Consider the following 18,159-nt stretch of genomic DNA (forward strand, 5'->3'; position numbering starts at 1 on the left):
TGCGGACGGATGCGGCTTGGTTGATCGACGCGTGGCGGCACGCATGCTGTCGCGCGCCCCGCGTTTCGCCGAGCAGTGCTACATTCAATAAAATCATCCGATCATCGACGTCATCATGCTCGAATCCAGCGGTCGCCTCACCGGCCTTCTTTGCGGCACGCAGCCGATGAACGACATCTGGGCGCCGCGTGCCACGCTGCAACGGATGCTCGACGTGGAAGCGGCGCTCGCACGCGCTTCGGCAGCGCACCATGTGATTCCTGGAACGGCGGTGCCGGCAATCGAAGCAGCCTGTCACGCCGATCAACTCGACGCCGACGCGCTTGCGCGCGACGCGGCGCTCGGCGGCAATCTCGCCATTCCCCTCGTCAAGCAACTCACAGCGCGCGTGAAAGCGGCCGACGCCGAAGCGTCGAAATACGTGCATTGGGGCGCGACTAGCCAGGACATCATCGACACCGCAACGGTGCTGCAACTGCGCGACACCTTCAATCTGCTCGACAGCGGCCTGCAATCCACTTGCGACGCAATCGCGAAACTCGCGGCCACGCATCGCGCGACGCCGATGATCGGCCGCACATGGTTGCAGCAGGCGTTGCCGATCACGCTCGGCCTCAAATTCGCGCAATGGCTCGATGCGTTGTTGCGTCACCACGAGCGGCTCGACGCGCTGCGTGCGCGCGTGCTCGTGCTGCAATTCGGTGGCGCAGCCGGTACGCTGGCGAGCCTGCGCGATGCGGCGCCGCAAGTCACGCAAGCGCTCGCGCAAGAACTCGGCCTGACTGTGCCTACCTTGCCGTGGCATACCCAGCGCGATCGGATCGCGGAGACTGCATCGTTCTTCGGCATGCTGATCGGCACGCTTGGCAAGATCGCGCGCGACATCTCGCTGCAAATGCAAACCGAGATCGACGAACTCGCCGAGCCTGCCGCTGCGGGCAAAGGCGGATCGTCGACGATGCCGCACAAGCGTAATCCGGTTGGCTGCGCGGCGGTGCTCACGGCGGCCACGCGTGCGCCGGGACTCGTCGCCACGGTATTCGCGGGCATGGTGCAGGAACACGAGCGCGCGCTTGGCGGCTGGCAAGCCGAATGGGACGCGCTGCCCGATCTTGCACGGCTCGCTGGCGGCGCGCTCGCCAGCATCGAACAGATCGCGGCTGGACTGAACGTGAACGTGCCGCGCCTTGCCGCGAATCTCGACGTCACGCACGGCCTGATTCTCGGCGAAGCGGTGATGCTTGCGCTCGGCGATAGCATCGGCCGGATGGACGCGCATCATCTCGTGGAGCGCGCGTCGAAAGCCGCGATCCGCGACGGCCAGACGCTTTTCGATGTGCTGTCCGCGGACGCTGCCGTGACCCAGCATCTTTCGATCGAGCGCCTGAAACAACTGCTCGATCCTGCTCAATACGTCGGCCAGGCGCACGCATATGTGGACGCTGCGCTGGCGCTTCATACCGCGCGTTCACAGCGCGCCCCTTCGAAGGAGTAACCGGCATGCCTTACGCCGCAGTCAACGGCACGGAGCTTCACTATCGGATCGACGGCGACCGTCACGGCCACGCACCGTGGATCGTGCTGTCGAATTCGCTCGGCAGCGACCTGTCCATGTGGACGCCGCAAGTCGCGGCGCTGTCCAGGCACTTTCGCGTGTTGCGCTATGACACGCGCGGTCACGGCCATTCCGAAGCGCCGAAAGGTCCGTACACGATCGAGCAACTGAGCGGCGACGTACTCGGCTTGATGGACACGCTGAAGATCGCGCGCGCGAATTTTTGTGGCGTGTCGATGGGCGGACTGACAGGCGTCGCGCTGGCCGCGCGTCATGCGAATCGTTTTGAGCGCGTCGTGCTCGCGAATACGGCGGCGCGAATCGGCTCGCCCGAAGTGTGGGTGCCGCGCGCCGCGCGGGCTCGCACGGAGGGCATGCTGGCGCTGTCAGAAGCGGTGTTGCCGCGCTGGTTCACCGCCGACTACATCGAGCGGGAGCCGGTGGTGCTCGCAATGATTCGCGACGTATTCGTGCATACGGACAAGGAAGGTTATGCATCGAATTGCGATGCCATCGACGCCACCGATCTTCGCCCCGAAACGCACGGCATCAAGCTGCCGGTGCTGGTGATCAGCGGCACGCACGACGTCGCGGCGACGCCCGCGCAAGGACGCGAACTCGCGCAGGCGATTCCAGGCGCACGTTATGTCGAACTGGACGCCTCGCATATTTCGAACATCGAGAAGGCCGATGCTTTCACGAAGACAGTCATCGACTTTTTGACGGAGCCCAAATGAACGACGAAGACCGCTACGAAGCCGGACTCGGCGTGCGCCGTGCAGTGTTGGGCGATGCGCACGTGGATCGCTCGCTTGCGAACCGCACCGAGTTGACTGAAGAGTTCCAGAATTTCATCACGCGTTATGCGTGGGGCGAAATCTGGACACGCGAGGGCTTGCCGCGGCACACGCGCAGCTTGCTCACCATTGCAATGATGGTCGCGTTGAATCGCAGTGAAGAACTTGCGCTGCATTTGCGCGCGGCGAAAAACAATGGCGTGACGCGCGAACAGATCAAAGAAGTATTGCTGCAAACCGCAATTTATTGCGGTGTGCCGGCGGCCAACTCCGCGTTTCATCTCGCCGACAAACTGTTCCGCGAGGATGACGCCGCTGCAAAGCCGTGAGTTCGTTGGCTGCAGTCGTGCTTTAACCATAAGACGCGCGCCGGAATACGGCGCGCGTTTTTACATGGCGCGCCGTACGGGCAAGCTTTCGCGACGCGCGTTGGCATCGACGTCGGTCGCGGTACCGGCATTGGCGCGCGCCTCAACCGGCAGCTCCAGCCGGACAGTGCGCAATACGGTGTCCTTGATGACTTCGCGCCAATGCGCGAGCGCAGCCTTGTCCATCAGCGGCTCGCCGAGGAACGCGCCTAACGTGTACTGGTTCGCGTTATAGAAATAGCCGAGCGATGCGATCAGCAGATACACGTCGCGCGCCTTCACGTCGGCGCGGAAAACGCGCTGCGCCGTGCCCGCATCCAGCAGCTTTTGCACCACTGAAATCGCATAGCCGGAAATCTCCTTCAGCTTCGAAGACTTCTTCGCGTGCTTGCCTTGATGCAGATTCTCGCTCGACAGCAGCGTAACGAACTCCGGGTGATCGAGGTAGTACTGCCAGACGAACTCGACCATCTGTTCGAGGCCGTGCACCGGATCGTCCAGATCGAGATCGAGCTTGCTCTCGGCTTCGTTGAACTGCGTGTAGATCGTTTCCAGTACTTCGATAAACAACTGTTCCTTGCTGCCGAAGTAGTAGTAGATCATTCGGTCGTGCGAGCGCGCCGCCTTCGAAATACTTTCGACGCGCCCGCTTGCATAGCCTTGCTTGGCGAAGACCTTGACTGCCGCTTTCAGTATCTTGGCGCGCGTATCTTGCGCCTGTTTCGCACGGATGCCGGTGGCTCCCGGCTTGCGAGCGGCAGTGGAACTCATGGCGGTCTGATATCTCTTTTGTTGGCGTCGTTAAACGGCTTGCACTTTTCGTCTTTGCGTCCGCCGTTCGCCAGGGCAGATACGCGTCTTCATCATACAGCGGGCCTTGCATAGTGCGAGTGCTGCGAGTGCTGTGAGTGCGACAGCTTCGGCGTAAATTGAAACACCGATCCAACGTGCGCCCGTTTGAATGCCGCGTTGCACCATCTTCATGCGAACGGGAAACACATTGCGCAGTCTATTTTGATCGAGTAGATTTGCAACAAGTTTGGTGTAGCGGATACTACACGAACGGTAAGTGACCGCAACATGAAATTCGCGAGTCACACGAAAGTCCCTTTAAACAAGGGGTATTCGTCAACCGGGCAGGACCGATTGTAATGTCGTCGTATGGGAACCCCACCATGACAGAACATACGAAGGTCGATTTCGGTGCGGAGCGCGTGGACGGCGACATCGCCTCTACGCCCGGTCCCACCGTGCTCGCGAAGGCGGCGCCGCGCAGCGAGCGAATGGCGTCGAACAAGATCGAATGCAATGCCTGCCCCGTGCTGTGTCAGATATCGGAAGGCCGCACCGGTGCGTGCGATCGCTATGCGAATGCGAGCGGACGGCTGATTCGCGTCGACCCGGTGGTGTTTTTGTCCCGCGCAGCCAGCGCGGACTCCATAGTCGAATTCGGTGCATCGTCAGAAGCCCAGGACCATGCTGCCGAACAGGCGCTTTTCGTGACCGGCGTGGGCGCATCGTCCACTTATCCCGACTACAAACCCGCGCCTTTTATCGTTGCCTCGAAGCTCGACGACGTCGACATGATTACGGTCGTCACCGAAGGCATTTTCAGCTATTGCAGCTTCAAGGTAAAAATCGACACTGACCGCTTTCTCGGTCCAGAGCAGGCGAACGTGCGTTGCCAGGGTGAGATCGTCGGCCATGTGACCACGGCCGAATACGGTTCGCAAATGTTGAGTCTCGGCGGTGTCCATCATCTGACCGGCGGCAGCAAGAAAGAAGGCCGCGTGACTTGCGACATGATGCTCGCGCTCGGCAACAAGCAGGCGGTGCAGTTGAGCATAGACGGCGGCGCGAATCTCGCGATTCGCGCTGGTGCCGCGCCGGTTGTCGACGGTGTCGAAGAGCGGCGCATGCGCGTGGGCTGCGGTTCGGCGACTATCGGCATCTTCGCTAAACAATGGTTCGGTCATGCGGACGAAGTCGTCGTAGTGGACGATCACATCACCGGCGTGCTGACCGAACATCAGGCTGGGCGCTGCCTCGGCATGACACGCTCGGGCATCAGGATTCGCGGACGCAAGTCGACGCCGGGCCGCTATTTTCAGGTGGCGAATCCCGGCATTGGCTGGGGCGGCACCGACATTCAGGACCCGCTTGCGATTATCGAAGGCTTCGATCCCACGGTCGCGAAACCCGGCATGCGTCTGCTGATGGTGTCGACCACCGGCGAACACGCGCAGTGGTACGAACTCGATCACGATCTCGTGCCGCGCATGGCCGAAATGCCGGACGCGGTGCGCAGAACGGTGGAGCGCATCGGCGAAAACTGCGAGCCGTCGCTTGCCACGGTGCTGTTTCTCGGCGGCGCGGGCGGCAGTCTGCGCGCGGGCGCGACCGAGAACCCGGTGCTGCTCACGCGCGCGATCAAGCAGAAGCTAGTCAACGTGACATGCGGCGGCGCGCCGGCTTATGTGTGGCCGGGCGGCGGCATCACCGTGATGGTCGACGTATCGCGCATGCCTGACCGGTCGTTCGGTACTGTGCCGACGCCCGCCATCGTCGCGCCGATCGAATTCACCATGACGTACGACGCATATCGCGATCTCGGCGGTCATCTGGATGCAGTGCGTTCATTGGAGAGCGTGTTGGCCAACGGTCCCGAGCATAGCGAAGGCGCGCCGCTCGCGCGCCGCATGTTGGCTGCCGATCCGGACAATCCGTGGCCGCCCGCCATGCCGCCAATGCTCGGCTAACCGGACTGTCACGACAACGCTATGACGCAGGCAAACACGCACGCAACGATGCACGCAACGGCGCAATGAACCCGACCCGCATCCGCATCGACGCAACCCGCTGGCATTGGCAGCATGGGCCGATCGATCTGATCCTCGGCGCCGACGGAGAACCGGCCGCGCTGCAAGCCGCTTTTGATGCATGCTGGGCGCGTTTCGTCGGCGTATTGCCTGAGCTGGTCGGTGAATTGAAAATGCTTCGGCGGCCCGTTAGCGCCGACGCGTCGCCTGATGATTGCCCGCTGCAAGGCCATGTTGCGCGCCGCATGTGGTCCGCGTGCCATCCCCATCGCGCACGTTTTATCACGCCAATGGCAGCCGTTGCGGGCAGCGTCGCCGACGAGTTGATAGGCGCATTCGCATGCGAAGGCATCTCTCGCGCGTTCATCAACAATGGCGGTGACATAGCGTTTTATCTGACCGAAGGCCGGCAATATCGCGTCGGTGTCTTTGCGGACCTTTCGCAATCGCTCGCGAAAGTGCAGCGCCCAGGCGGCGAGGCGCTCGACGCCAATCTCACGCTCGACGCGAGCACGCCCATTCGCGGCATTGCCACGAGCGGTTGGCGCGGCCGCAGTTTCAGTCTCGGCATTGCGGACAGTGTGACGGTGCTCGCACGCAATGCGGCAAGCGCGGACGCCGCCGCGACGATGATCGCCAACGCCGTCAACCTCGATCATGCAGGCATCGTACGTATGCCGGCCTCGTCGCTGAAGGACGACACCGATCTGGGCGACCAGCTTGTTACCGTCGATGTCCCTTCGCTGCCGCTGCCGCTCATCGATTTCGCGCTTGCACGCGGCGTGGAAGCCGCGCGGCGTTTGCTCGATCGAGAGATGATTGAAGGCGCCGCATTGTTCTTGCAAGGACGAGTGCGAATCGCCGGTATGCACGGCACAGGCGCGTTGCTTTCGCATCGCGCTCAAACAACAACGGAGGCCCCGTGTTTGAAATACGCCGCGTGCTGACGCACGTCGAAGACATCTTCCACGAGTTCGGCCCCGCGCCCGCACAGCCGTTGCGGCGCGGCGCGATTGCCGCTGTGATGACGAACCCGTTCGCCGGCCGCTACGAAGCGAACATCGAACACGCGATGGAAGCGCTCAAGCCCATCGGCTTCGACATGGCGCAACGACTGCTCGCGGCGATGGCGGTCCCGCATTCGTCGATAGAAAGTTATGGCAAGGGCGCGATTGTCGGCTCGCGTGGCGAACTCGAACACGGCGCGTTGTGGCATGTGCCCGGCGGCTATGCGATGCGCGAGTTGCTGGAGAAAAACGGCGTGCCCACCAACGCAATTGTGCCGTCGACAAAAAAGGTCGGCGCGCCGTCCACCGCGCTCGACGTTCCGCTCACGCATGTGAATGCGAGCTACGTGCGCAGCCATTTCGACGCCATCGAAGTACGTGTGCCCGGCGCACCCTCCGCCGACGAAGTGGTGTACATCCTCGCGATGAGCACCGGTCAGCGCGTGCATGCGCGCGTCGGCGGGCTCGCGAAAGAAGCGATTGTGGGCAAAGACGGCCTGCGCTAAACCACGCTGAAGGTTGCAACGGGCGCACGGGCAACACAGAGCAACGCAGGCATAGAACACGGAGAGCGAAATGGCAATCAAGCTTCGCAAGCTGGTCGTGCAAGTGGACGAAACACGTATTGAAATGGGCCAGAACGTCGATCCGCCGGCACGTCGCGCGGTGGCGATCGCGGTGATCGACAACCCGTATGCGGGCCGCTACGAAGCGAAGCTCGACGCGCTGATCGAAGCCGGCGAGGAACTGGGCGCGCTGCTCGGCAACAGGTGCGTCGAAGCGCTCGGCATTGAACCGGGCGACGCGCAAAGCTATGGCAAGGCCGCGATTGTCGGCGAGGCGGGCGAACTCGAACACGCCGCCGCGATTCTGCATCCGAAGCTCGGCGCGCCGCTGCGCGCGGCGGTCGAAAAGGGCGCGGCGCTCGTGCCGTCGGCGAAAAAAATGGGCACGCTCGGCACCGCGATAGACGTCCCTCTCGGCCATAAGGACGCCGCTTTCGTGCGCAGTCATTTCGACGCGATAGAGGCGCGCGTGTCCGACGCACCGCGCGCCAATGAGATCGTGGTCGCGGTGGCCGTGACCGCGTCGGGCCGGCCGTTGCCGCGTATCGGCGGTTTGCAGGCAAGTGAGATCAAGGGCGAGGATGGTTTGCGCTGAGTCTTGCACCGGGAATTGGATGCGATTATTTCGCGGCTCCCCACAAGAGCTTTCTTTCAGGTAGTGTGCTGCCGTTGATGCGTGCGAGCACGGTGCCGCACGCGCTGCAACGTCTGCTGTTCGAGCCTCATGCCCGTTTGGCACGTGGATCGTCAGCAAGCTGCCGAGGGTCTCGATGCTTTCGAATTTGCTGGTACAACTGGTCAACGGACTCGCCGATGCGTCGACGCTTTTTCTCGTCGCCGCCGGCTTGTCATTGATCTTTGGCGTAACGCGCATCGTCAACTTTGCGCACGGCTCGTTCTACATGTTCGGCATCTACGTCGCCTACAGCATCGCGAGCCGCTTGGGACACACGGCGGGCGGCTTCTGGCTCTCCGTGCTGGCTGCCGCGCTGGTGGTGGCGGTGCTCGGCGCGCTCGTCGAGATGATCGTGCTGAGGCGCATTTATCAGGCGCCGGAGTTGTTCCATCTTCTTGCCACGTTTGCACTCGTATTGATCTTTCGCGACGCCGCGTTGTGGCTATGGGGACCGGAAGATCTGTTCGGCCCGCGCGCGCCGCATCTTGCGGGCGCGGTAGATTTTCTCGGCCATCCGTTGCCGACGTATGACATCGCGCTGATCGTAATCGGCCCTGTGGTTTTGCTACTGCTGTGGTATGCGTTGACGCGCACGCGTTGGGGCACGCTCGTGCGCGCGGCGACGCAGGACCGCGAGATGCTTGGCGCGCTCGGCATCAATCAGGCGTGGCTGTTTACAGGCGTATTTTTCGTCGGCGCATTTCTCGCAGGGTTGGGCGGTGCGCTGCAAGGGCCGCGTATGTCGGCGAATCTCTCACTCGATCTCGAGACGATCGGCAATGCGTTCGTGGTCGTCGTGGTCGGCGGCATGGGGTCGATTCCGGGCGCGTTCGTCGCGGCGCTGATCATCGCTGAGATCAAGGCGCTGTGCATCGGCATAGGACATGTGACGATATTCGGCGTCGGTCTCTCGTTGAGCCGCTTTACGCTGGTCGCGGAGTTCGTCGTGATGGCCGTCGTGCTCGTGGTGCGGCCGTGGGGTTTGCTCGGTCGCGCAAGTGCTGCGGTGCGGGGCATGGCCGCGCCCGAAGCGCCTCTGCGTCCTGCGGGAAAGCGGCTCAAATGGCTCGCCGCGATTGCACTGCTCATCCTGTTGCTCGCGCCGCTCACGGCGAATGCGTTTCCGTATATGCCGGTGCTGCTCGTGGAAATTCTGATCGCCGTGCTGTTCGCGACGAGTCTCCATTTCATCATGGGGCCGGGCGGCATGCATTCGTTCGGTCATGCTGCTTATTTCGGGCTCGGCGCATATGGCGCTGCGCTGTTCCTCAAAGTGTTGAATCTGCCGATGGAAGCCGCATTGCTGCTCGGACCGCTTCTGGCCGTCGCCGGCGCGCTCGTGTTCGGCTGGTTTTGTGTGCGCCTTTCCGGCGTGTACCTCGCGATGCTGACACTCGCGTTCGCACAGATCGTGTGGTCCGTCGTTTTCCAATGGGACGATGTGACGGGCGGCAGCAACGGCATTCTCGGCTTGTGGCCGTCTAACTGGCTGTCGTCGCCGGTGGCGTTTTATTACCTGACGCTTGCGTGTGCGGTGATAGGCGTATGGCTCTTGCGCCGTATGTTGTTCTCGCCGCTCGGTTATGCAATGCGCGCGTCGCGCGATTCGGTGCTGCGCGCGGAGGCTATCGGCATCGACGTGAAGCGCGTGCAATGGGCGGCTTTCGTGATCGCGTCGCTGTTCTGCGGTCTCGCAGGATCGTTGTATGCGTTCTCCAAGGGCACGATCTCGCCCGAGGTGATCAGCGTGAGCCGTTCCGTCGACGGCCTCGTCATGGTGCTGCTCGGCGGCTTGCAGACGCTCACCGGGCCGATAGTCGGTGCGGCTGTTTTCACGTGGCTGCAGGACACCGTCGCGCGGCAGACCGATTACTGGCAAGCGCTGCTGGGCTTCACGATTCTGTTGCTGGTGATCGCGTTTCCGCAGGGCATCGTGGGCTTTATCCGCGATCGCTTCGGCGATGACACTGCCGACAACGCCGAGAACAACGGCCTACAACCGTCGCAACGTACTGCGATCAAGGAGGGGCTATGAGCTTGCTGCACGTATCCGGCCTCTGTAAATCGTTCGGCGGTCTGAAAGCGGTCGACAACGTTTCATTCACACTGGAAGCCGGCCAGCTTCTCGCATTGCTCGGGCCGAACGGCGCGGGCAAATCCACTTGCTTCAACATGGTCAACGGACAACTGCCGCCTTCGTCCGGCTCTATCCGTTTCGACGGACGCGAACTCGTCGGCATGCGTCCGCGCGATATCTGGCGGCTCGGTGTGGGCCGGACATTCCAGATCGCGGCGACCTTCAATTCAATGACCGTGCTCGAAAACGTGCAGATGGCCCTTGTCTCGCGCGAACGCAAAACCTTCGGCGTGTGGAAGCCCGCGGCCTTGCGCTATGCGGATGAAGCGTTCGCGCTGCTCGAACAGGTCGGCATGGCCGCCGACGCGAACCGCGCATGCGGCGTGCTCGCATATGGCGACGTGAAGCGTGTCGAGCTTGCCATTGCGCTCGCGAACCGGCCGAAGCTTCTGTTGATGGACGAGCCCACTGCAGGCATGGCGCCGAAGGAGCGCAACGAACTGATGGCGCTGACCAAGCGGCTCGTCACCGAGCAGAAAATCGGCGTGCTGTTCACCGAGCACAGCATGGACGTGGTGTTCGCTTACGCAGACCGGATGATCGTGCTCGCGCGCGGCAAGTTGATTGCCGAGGGCGACGGTGACACGATCCGCAACGACCCGCGCGTGCAGGAAGTGTACTTCGGCACCGGCAAGACGTTTCAGCCGCACGCGGCGCTGCACGGCATGGCGGGTGGCCATGCAGCAGGAGGAGCGCTGCAATGAGCGAGCCGATGCTGAAAGTAGCGGGCCTCAATGCGTTTTATGGCCGCGCTCACATTCTGTTCGATGTCGGCCTGGAAGTCGGCCGCGGCGAAGTTGTCGCGTTGATGGGCCGCAACGGCGCGGGCAAATCGACCACCATGAAAGCGGTAATGGGTCTGCTGCCGCGCCGCCAGGGAGAAGTGACCTTTCGCGGCCAGAACATTGCTGCGCTGGCGCCATACAAGATTGCGCGCATGGGCATGGGCTTCGTTCCAGAAGACCGGCGCGTTTTCGCCGATCTGACGGTGATGGAGAACCTCGACACTGGCCGCCAGCCGCCACGCGAAGGCGCGCCGCAATGGACGCCGGAAAAGCTGTTCCGTCTATTCCCCAATCTCGGCGAAATGCCGAAACGCTCCGGCGGCCAGATGAGCGGCGGCGAACAGCAGATGCTCACCGTATCGCGCACGTTGATGGGTAATCCGTATCTCGTGTTGCTCGATGAACCGTCCGAGGGCGTGGCGCCCGTGATCGTCGAGCAGATGGCTAATATGATTCTCGAACTCAAGCGCGAAGGGCTATCCATTCTGTTGTCCGAACAGAACCTGCACTTCGCGGAACTGGTCAGCGACCGCGCGTATGTCCTCGAAAAAGGGCAGATCCGTTTTAGCGGCACGATCGGCGAACTCGCAAGTAACGAAACAGTGAGGCGCGCTTATCTGAGCGTTTGATTCGGCGCGTAATTAGGACAGTCGTTGCGAAAGGAGAGGCAGATGGCAGCAGAGACGTTGACAGGCTTGTCGGGCAAGGTCGCGGTAACGAACATCGGGCTGCTGTTATCCGGCGACATCGACCTGCCGATTCTCGACGCCGACACACTGGTGATCGACGACGGCGTGATCGTTGCTGTTGGCAAGGAGAAAGACTGCGACCTGGAAGGCGCGCGCACCACTGTCGATTGCAAAGGTACGACCGTCGCGCCCGGCCTGATCGATTCGCATGTGCATCCCGTATTCGGCGACTGGACGCCGCGGCAGAATCAGATGGGCTGGATCGAATCGAATCTGAACGGCGGCGTGACAACGATGATCTCCGCCGGCGAAGTGCATTTACCTGGTCGTCCGAAAGACGTGCTCGGCGTGAAGGCGCTGGCGATCACCGCGCAGCGTTCGTTCGAAGGCATGCGCGGCGCGGGTGTCGGCGGCGGCGTCAAGGTGATGGCGGGCGCGCCGGTCATCGAGAAAGGCATGGTCGAAGAGGATTTCAAGGAGCTGTCCGAAGCGGGCGTGAAGCTGCTCGGGGAAGTCGGTCTCGGCAGTGTGAAGGCCGGCGAGGAAGCCGCGCAGATGGTCGCGTGGGCGCGCAAGTACGGCATTCAGAGCACGATTCATACGGGCGGCCCGTCGATTCCCGGCTCGGGCTTGATCGATCGCGACGTGGTGCTCGAGGCCGATGCGGACGTGATCGGCCACATCAACGGCGGGCATACGTCGCTGTCTTACCGGCATGTTTGCGATTTATGCGAGCAGTCGAGCCGTGCGCTCGAGATAGTCCATAACGGCAACGAACGCATCGCACTGCTGACGGCGCGTCATGCAATCGAATTGAAATGCCCGCACAGGATCATTCTCGGCACCGACAGTCCCGCCGGCTCCGGCGTCCAACCGCTGGGCATCTTGCGGATGATCGCGCTCATTTCCAGCCTCGCGGATGTGCCCGCTGAAATCGCGTTCTGCTTCGCGACCGGCAATACCGCGCGCCAGCGCAACTTGCGCCAGGGGTTGATTGAAGTGGGACGTCCCGCCGACCTCGTCTTCATGGACCGCGCCCAACATACGGCGGCTGACACGCTGCTCGAAAGCGTGCAGCTCGGCGACATTCCGGGCGTGGGCATGGTGATGATCGACGGTTTGATCCGTTGCCGGCGCAGTCGTAATACGCCGCCCGCGACCGAAGTGCCGGTCGTGCTGTGAGCACGCAACGTTTAGCGCGCACGGTGCGCTCGTGAACGGGCCGGCGCCGCTCGCACTGAAAGTCAACGGCGCGACGCATCTCGTCAGCGCCGCCGCCGACACGCCGTTGCTCTACCTGCTGCGCAACGACCTCGCGCTCAACGGTCCGAAGTTCGGCTGCGGCCTCGGCGAATGCGGCGCATGCACGGTGCTGCTCGACGGCGTGCCGACGCGTGCGTGCGTGACGACCGCGAGAGTGGCATCAGGCCGCGAAATCACCACGCTCGAAGGATTGGGTACACGTGCCGCGTTGCATCCGGTGCAACAGGCGTTTATCGAAGAGCAGGCCGCGCAATGCGGCTATTGCCTGAGCGGCATGATCATGACGGCGAAGGCGTTGCTCGACCGCGATCCGCATCCTAGTGTGGAAACAATCCGGCGCGAGTTGTCGCGCAACCTGTGCCGCTGCGGCACGCATGTGGAAATCGTGCGTGCGGTTCAGCGCGCCGCTGAATTACTCGCGTCGCAGAAGAATGCTTCTGAAGGGGCGCGCGCATGACGGGACCGGACTTCAGCGTCGATCGCCGGGCCGCGCCGCCGTCGCGCAAGCAGTTGTATAACGCGCAGAGCGTGCTGATCGTCATGCGTGCGCCGCAAGCGCCGGTCAAGCCGGCTGTCGGTCAGCCCGGCTCGCGGTCGTCGTTTGTTCCGAGCGAGCCCGATATGTTTCTCGCCGTGCGCGACGACGGCAGTGCAATCGCGTTCAACGGCCACGTCGATCTCGGCACCGGCATCGGCACCGCGCTCGCGCAGATCGTCGCGGAAGAACTGGATCTACCTTTGACGCGTGTGTCGATCGTGCTCGGCCACACGAACGAAACGCCCAATCAGGGGCCGACCATCGCAAGCGCCACGATGCAGATAACGGCAGTGCCGTTGCGGCATGCGGCGGCGCAGGCGCGTCGATGGCTCCTCGCGCAGGCGGCGGCGCGCTTCGGCGTCGGCGTGGAGAAGCTCGATGTACGAGACGGCATGGTGTTCGAACGCGAAGGCGACAGCGCCGTGGAGAACGCAAAACGCATCGGCTACGGCGAATTGGTCGCGGGGCAGCGAATCGAATTGCAACTGACTACCGACGCGCCTTTGAAATCGCCGCACGCATACAAGATCGTCGGCAAGAGCGCGCCGCGCGTCGACATTCCCGCAAAGGCAACGGGCGAATTGAGCTTCGTGCACGACGTGCGCGTGCCCGGCATGCTGCATGGCCGCGTTGTGCGGCCGCCGTATGCGGGTATCGCGCAGGGCGATTTTGTCGGCAATAGCCTGCTGCATGTCGACGAAGAATCGATCCGCGACTTGCCTGGCGTCGTCAAAGTGGTGGTCATACGCGACTTTGTAGGCATCGTGGCCGAGCGCGAGGAAGTCGCGCAGCAGGCCGCGAAGCGGCTCGATGTGCAATGGAAAGCCTCGCAACCGTTGCCGCCGCTCGAAACGAGCGAGGAAGTAGAAGCCGCATTGCGTGCGAACCCGGCGAACCGGCGCGACCTCGTGATCGACGGCGATGTCGACGCGGCGCTTTCGCACGAGCCCAGCCGCACGCTGAATCGCACTTACGTATGGCCGTTTCAGATGCACGCGTCGATCGGCCCTTCGTGCGCGGTCGCCGATTATCGCGAGGGCGCGTTGAAAGTATGGTCGGGCACGCAGAATCCGCATTCGCTGCGCGCCGACCTCGCATTGCTGATGGCGATGGACGAAGCGCTCATCGAAATCGTGCGGATGGATGCGGCCGGCTGCTACGGCCGCAATTGCGCGGACGATGTCGCCGCCGACGCCGCTCTGCTCTCGCGTGCGACCGGCGCCCCGGTGCGCGTGCAACTGTCGCGCGAGGACGAGCATGCGTGGGAGCCGAAGGGCGCGGCCCAATTGATGGACGTGCGCGGCGCGTTGAGCGCCGAAGGCGAGTTGGCGGCCTACGACTTCGCGACGCGTTATCCGTCGAACGACGCGCCTACGTTGGCGCTGCTGCTGACCGGCGCGCTATCCGCTCAGCCGCAGGTGTTCGAAATGGGCGACCGCACGGCCGTGCCGCCGTACGATTACCGTTCGATGCGCGTGGTCTGCGATGACACGCCGCCAATCGTGCGGGCGTCGTGGCTGCGCGGCGTGTCCGCGTTGCCGAACACGTTCGCGCACGAGTCGTTCATCGACGAACTCGCGGCCGAAGCAGGCGCCGATCCGGTCGAATTCCGTCTGAGGCATTTGAGCGACCCCCGTGCGGTCGAACTCGTGAAGGCGGTCGCCGAGCGTGCCGGCTGGCAGCCGCGAGATCCGCGAACCAACCAGCCTCAAGAAGAGGGCGACATCGCGCGCGGCCGCGGCATTGCTTACGCACGCTACGTGCACGGCAAGTTTCCCGGCTTCGGCGCTGCGTGGTGCGCGTGGGTTGCCGACGTCGAAGTGAACCGCCGAAGCGGCGAACTTGCGGTGACGCGCGTGGTGGTCGGCCAGGACACCGGCACCGTGATCAACCCCGACGGCGTGCGTCATCAGATTCATGGCAACGTGATTCAGGCGACGAGCCGCGCACTGAAAGAGCGCGTGACGTTCGACCAGAACGCGGTGACGAGTCAGGAGTGGGGTGCATACCCGATCCTCACGTTCCGTGAAGTGCCCGTGATCGACGTCGTGATGATGCCGCGCCACGGCGAGCCGCCGATGGGCGCGGGCGAGTCCGCGTCGCTGCCCGGCGCGGCGGCGATTGCGAACGCGCTGTACGACGCGACCGGCGTGCGTTTTCGCAGGCCGCCGTTCACGCCTGAAACGATCCGCGCGGCGCTGGCCGATGCGCAGGCCGCAGACGCCGCGTCGCGCCGCAAGAAGCGTTGGCGCCTGGGTTTTCTCGGTGCGTTTGCCGCGGGCGCTGCGGGCTGGCTCAGTGCGTTGGCGTTGGCGCCGCCGCCCATTGCGCCGATCGCGCCGCCGCTTGCTGGTGCGTTCGCGCCGGAGCTCGTCGTGCGCGGCAAACTGCTGGCCTCGCTCGGCAATTGTGCGGTGTGCCATACGGCGTACAACGGTGTGCCGAACGCCGGCGGCAAGCCGCTCGCAACGCCGTTCGGCACCGTCTACAGCACTAACATCACGCCCGATGCGCAGACGGGCATCGGCTCATGGTCGCTCGAAGCGTTCGTTCGCGCGATGCGTGATGGCATTAGCCGCGACGGCCATCGGCTGTATCCCGCGTTTCCGTATACGTCGTTCAAGAACACTTCCGACGACGACCTCCAGGCGCTCTACGCGTACCTGATGTCGCAAACGCCGGTTCGCTTCCGGCCGCCGGAAACGAAGCTGCCGTTTCCGTTCAGCGCGCGTCCGCTGATGGCCGCGTGGAACGGCCTCTTCCTCGGACGCAATACGTTCGTTGCGAGCGCGACGCAAAGCGCGCAGTGGAATCGCGGCGCGTATCTCGTCAACGGTCTCGGGCATTGCAGCGCATGCCACACGCCGCGCAACGCCTTCGGCGCCGAGAAAACCGGCGCGGCGTTCATGGGCGGGGGCAGCGCGGAAGGCTGGGAAGCGCCCGCGCTGTCCTCGCTCTCCAACGCTCCTGTGCCGTGGAGCGAAGACGAACTGTTCAGCTATCTGCGCTTCGGCCACGCGCCGCTGCATGGCGTCGCGGCTGGGCCGATGGCGCCCGTCGTCGCGGATCTCGCTGCGTTGCCCGACAGCGATATTCGCGCAATGGCAAACTATCTTGCGTCGCTCAATCCTGTTGAAGCGAATGTCGATGCCGCCGCGATGGCGCGTCAATACGAACACGCAAGCGCGATCACCGGCATGCCGGCCGGCGTCGGCGCACGGCTTTTCGACGGTGCATGTGCCGCCTGTCATCACACGGGCAGCGGGCCGCAGCTGTTCGGCGCGCATCCGTCGCTGGCGCTCAATACGAATCTGCACAGCGCGACGCCCGATAACCTGATCCGCGTGATACTCGACGGCATCGGCTCGCCTGCGCTGCCCGAACTCGGTACGATGCCGGCTTACCGCGACAGTTTCAACGACGCCCAGGTCGCCGAGCTGGTGTCGTATCTGCGCCAGCAGTTCGCGGGCGGCAAGCCGGCCTGGCAGGACGTCGCCGCAAGCGTCGCCCGGATTCGCGCGACCCCGCGCGCCGAGTGAGCGTGCAACGCAGCGACCGGTCAACAGTTCGCCCGAGCGCCGCAGCAACGCCAGATAGAAAACCAACGCATTCCCGCAATCCCTTTGATACGGAGAAACGCATGACCACGCGCGCAAGATGGATCTCTCGCCTCACGCTATCGACGGTGCTGTCGTTCGCCGCCTTCGGCGCGAACGCACAGCAGACCATCAAGATCGGCGAAATCAACAGCTACAAGGCGCAGCCGGCCTTTCTCGGTCCTTACAAGAATGGCTGGAATCTTGCCCTGGAACAGATCAACGCCGCCGGAGGCGTGCTCGGCAAAAAGCTCGAAGTCGTTTCACGCGACGACAACGGCAACCCCGGCGACACGATCCGCGTCGCGCAGGAACTGATCGCGCGGGAACAGGTGCAGCTGCTGTTCGGTGGTTTCCTGTCGAACACGGGGCTCGCGCTCACCGACTTCGCGAAGCAGAAGAAAATCTTCTTCCTTGCCGCCGAACCGTTGACCGACAAGATCGTTTGGGCGGACGGCAACAAATACACGTATCGCCTGCGTCCTTCCACGTATATGCAGGTTGCGATGCTCGTGCCCGAAGCGGCCAAGCTGAAGAAGAAGCGCTGGGCGCTGGTCTATCCGAACTACGAGTACGGACAATCGGCGGTCGCGACTTTCAAGAAGCTGTTGAGCGCCGCGCAGCCTGACGTGCAGTTCGTTGCCGAGCAGGCCACGCCGCTCGGCAACGTGGATGCGGGCGCGGTCACGCAGGCAATCGCCGACGCCAAGCCCGACGCAATCTTCAACGTGCTGTTCGGCGCCGATCTCGGCAAGTTCGTGCGGGAGGGCAATACGCGTGGTCTGTTCAAGGACCGCAGCGTCGTTTCGCTGCTGACGGGCGAACCGGATTACCTCGATCCGCTGGGCGCCGAAGCGCCGGCCGGCTGGATCGTGACGGGCTACCCGTGGTATTCGATCGATACGCCGGCCAACAAGAAATTCGTCGACGCATATCAGGCGAAGTATCACGACTATCCGCGGCTCGGCTCCGTGGTCGGTTATTCGGCGCTGATGTCGATTGCGGCCGGCATCAAAAAGGCGGGTTCTGTCGATACCGACAAGCTCGCGGCGGCTTTCAAGGGCCTTGGCGTTGAAACGCCGTTCGGGCCGATCACCTATCGCGCGCAGGACAATCAGTCGACGATGGGTGCTTACGTCGGCGTGACCGGCCTGAAAGACGGCAAAGGCGTGATGACGTCGTATCGCTATGTCGACGGCGCGAGCGTTCAGCCGTCAGACGCCGAGGTGAAGAAGCTGCGGCCCGCCGAGTAAGCTTGTTCTCGCGGCGCCAGCATGCCGCCACGCCTGCGGCGGCCCATGCCGCAGGCGTCCACCAAAGCCGGCGCCGATGCGAGGTGCCGGGCTGCCGGCCGATCTACCGG

General features: G+C 63.4%; 15 protein-coding genes. 14 read left to right on the plus strand and 1 reads right to left on the minus strand.

Features of this window, described 5'->3' with window-relative positions; translation table 11 throughout:
- The first annotated feature begins 115 nt into the window (after positions 1-115).
- Genes RW095_RS17570 through pcaC form a run of 3 tightly spaced genes read left to right on the plus strand, consistent with a single transcriptional unit; the run spans position 116 to position 2,681 of the window.
- Positions 116-1,495 carry a 3-carboxy-cis,cis-muconate cycloisomerase gene (locus RW095_RS17570; protein ID WP_317017231.1) on the plus strand — a complete coding sequence of 460 codons (1,380 nt, stop codon included), beginning with the start codon at positions 116-118 and terminating at the stop codon, positions 1,493-1,495.
- Positions 1,496-1,500: 5 nt separating this feature from the next.
- On the plus strand, positions 1,501-2,292 hold the full coding sequence (gene pcaD, locus RW095_RS17575) for a 3-oxoadipate enol-lactonase (RefSeq protein ID WP_317017233.1): 792 nt from the start codon (positions 1,501-1,503) through the stop codon (positions 2,290-2,292).
- Positions 2,289-2,681: a 4-carboxymuconolactone decarboxylase gene (gene pcaC, locus RW095_RS17580; protein WP_128586935.1), complete on the plus strand. Its 393-nt coding sequence runs from the start codon at positions 2,289-2,291 to the stop codon at positions 2,679-2,681. The genes pcaD and pcaC overlap by 4 nt, the downstream gene beginning before the upstream one ends.
- A gap of 60 nt (positions 2,682-2,741) precedes the next feature.
- Here the strand turns inward: pcaC and RW095_RS17585 are convergent, their stop codons facing one another.
- Positions 2,742-3,491, minus strand: a complete 750-nt coding sequence (locus RW095_RS17585; protein WP_317017234.1) for a TetR family transcriptional regulator — start codon at positions 3,489-3,491, stop codon at positions 2,742-2,744.
- 404 nt (positions 3,492-3,895) lie between these two features.
- Between RW095_RS17585 and RW095_RS17590 the strand changes: the two genes are divergently transcribed.
- From RW095_RS17590 to RW095_RS17640, 11 genes are all read left to right on the plus strand, one after another.
- Positions 3,896-5,479, plus strand: a complete 1,584-nt coding sequence (locus tag RW095_RS17590; RefSeq protein ID WP_317017235.1) for a 6-hydroxynicotinate reductase — start codon at positions 3,896-3,898, stop codon at positions 5,477-5,479.
- Between the two features lie 65 nt (positions 5,480-5,544).
- Entirely contained in the window at positions 5,545-6,486 is a 942-nt protein-coding gene (locus RW095_RS17595; protein ID WP_317017236.1) for a UPF0280 family protein, read from the plus strand.
- Complete coding sequence (locus RW095_RS17600; RefSeq protein ID WP_317017237.1) at positions 6,462-7,052, plus strand: amino acid synthesis family protein; 591 nt, start codon at positions 6,462-6,464, stop codon at positions 7,050-7,052. The genes RW095_RS17595 and RW095_RS17600 overlap by 25 nt, the downstream gene beginning before the upstream one ends.
- A gap of 70 nt (positions 7,053-7,122) precedes the next feature.
- A complete protein-coding gene (locus RW095_RS17605; protein ID WP_317017238.1) occupies positions 7,123-7,707 on the plus strand; it encodes an amino acid synthesis family protein in 585 nt (194 codons plus the stop codon).
- A gap of 175 nt (positions 7,708-7,882) precedes the next feature.
- On the plus strand, positions 7,883-9,823 hold the full coding sequence (locus RW095_RS17610; protein ID WP_317017239.1) for an ABC transporter permease: 1,941 nt from the start codon (positions 7,883-7,885) through the stop codon (positions 9,821-9,823).
- Positions 9,820-10,629 carry an ABC transporter ATP-binding protein gene (locus RW095_RS17615; RefSeq protein ID WP_317017240.1) on the plus strand — a complete coding sequence of 270 codons (810 nt, stop codon included), beginning with the start codon at positions 9,820-9,822 and terminating at the stop codon, positions 10,627-10,629. The genes RW095_RS17610 and RW095_RS17615 overlap by 4 nt, the downstream gene beginning before the upstream one ends.
- Complete coding sequence (locus RW095_RS17620) at positions 10,626-11,339, plus strand: ABC transporter ATP-binding protein (RefSeq protein WP_317017242.1); 714 nt, start codon at positions 10,626-10,628, stop codon at positions 11,337-11,339. The genes RW095_RS17615 and RW095_RS17620 overlap by 4 nt, the downstream gene beginning before the upstream one ends.
- A gap of 42 nt (positions 11,340-11,381) precedes the next feature.
- Positions 11,382-12,581: an amidohydrolase family protein gene (locus RW095_RS17625; protein WP_128591646.1), complete on the plus strand. Its 1,200-nt coding sequence runs from the start codon at positions 11,382-11,384 to the stop codon at positions 12,579-12,581.
- A 31-nt stretch (positions 12,582-12,612) separates the two neighbouring features.
- Complete coding sequence (locus tag RW095_RS17630) at positions 12,613-13,119, plus strand: (2Fe-2S)-binding protein (RefSeq protein WP_317017243.1); 507 nt, start codon at positions 12,613-12,615, stop codon at positions 13,117-13,119.
- Entirely contained in the window at positions 13,116-16,739 is a 3,624-nt protein-coding gene (locus RW095_RS17635; RefSeq protein ID WP_317017245.1) for a molybdopterin cofactor-binding domain-containing protein, read from the plus strand. The genes RW095_RS17630 and RW095_RS17635 overlap by 4 nt, the downstream gene beginning before the upstream one ends.
- 101 nt (positions 16,740-16,840) lie before the next feature.
- Positions 16,841-18,049, plus strand: a complete 1,209-nt coding sequence (locus RW095_RS17640; protein ID WP_201702512.1) for an ABC transporter substrate-binding protein — start codon at positions 16,841-16,843, stop codon at positions 18,047-18,049.
- Positions 18,050-18,159: the final 110 nt, after the last annotated feature.

The sequence above is a fragment of the Paraburkholderia kirstenboschensis genome, from assembly GCF_032806925.1.
Classification (GTDB): domain Bacteria; phylum Pseudomonadota; class Gammaproteobacteria; order Burkholderiales; family Burkholderiaceae; genus Paraburkholderia; species Paraburkholderia kirstenboschensis.